We start from the raw sequence: 1055 nt of genomic DNA, 5'->3' as shown, positions 1-1055 counted from the left end.
GTTGACCACGGTAAAACTACCCTGACTGCAGCAATCACTACCGTTCTGGCTAAAACCTACGGCGGTTCTGCACGTGCATTCGACCAGATCGATAACGCACCAGAAGAAAAAGCTCGTGGTATCACCATCAACACTTCACACGTTGAATATGACACCCCGACTCGTCACTACGCGCACGTTGACTGCCCAGGGCACGCCGACTACGTGAAAAACATGATCACCGGTGCTGCTCAGATGGACGGCGCTATCCTGGTTGTTGCTGCAACTGACGGCCCTATGCCTCAGACGCGTGAGCACATCCTGCTGGGTCGCCAGGTTGGCGTTCCATACATGATCGTGTTCATGAACAAATGCGACATGGTAGATGATGAAGAGCTGCTGGAACTGGTAGAAATGGAAGTTCGTGAACTTCTTTCTGCTTACGAATTCCCAGGCGACGACATCCCGGTCATCAAAGGTTCAGCGCTGAAAGCACTGGAAGGCGATGCAACGTGGGAAGCGAAAATCATCGAACTGGCAGAAGCACTGGACAGCTACATTCCATTGCCAGAGCGTGCTATCGATAAGCCATTCCTGCTGCCAATCGAAGACGTATTCTCCATCTCCGGTCGTGGTACAGTTGTAACCGGTCGTGTAGAGCGCGGTATCGTTAAAGTAGGCGAAGAAGTTGAAATCGTCGGTATCAAGGACACTGTTAAGTCAACTTGTACTGGCGTTGAAATGTTCCGCAAACTGCTGGACGAAGGCCGTGCAGGCGAGAACGTGGGTGTTCTGCTGCGTGGTATCAAACGTGAAGACATCGAACGTGGTCAGGTTCTGGCTAAACCAGGTTCAATCAAACCACACACCAAGTTTGATTCCGAAGTGTACATCCTGAGCAAAGATGAAGGTGGTCGTCATACTCCATTCTTCAAAGGCTACCGTCCACAGTTCTACTTCCGTACAACTGACGTGACCGGTACTATCGAACTGCCAGAAGGCGTTGAGATGGTAATGCCTGGTGACAACGTGAACATGGTTGTTACGCTGATCCACCCAATCGCGATGGATGACGG

The 1055-nt window shown here is 51.2% G+C and carries 1 protein-coding gene; it reads left to right on the top strand.

The genetic code is table 11. The features are described from left to right. Positions 1 to 1055, top strand: a 1055-nt coding sequence (gene tuf / locus ACOZIO_RS25035; protein ID WP_421595881.1) for an elongation factor Tu, incomplete at both ends; no start/stop codon positions are given.

Source organism: Rahnella sp. PD4 (assembly GCF_049199325.1).
Lineage (GTDB): Bacteria > Pseudomonadota > Gammaproteobacteria > Enterobacterales > Enterobacteriaceae > Rahnella > Rahnella perminowiae.
This window is presented reverse-complemented; position numbering and strand designations above follow the sequence as displayed.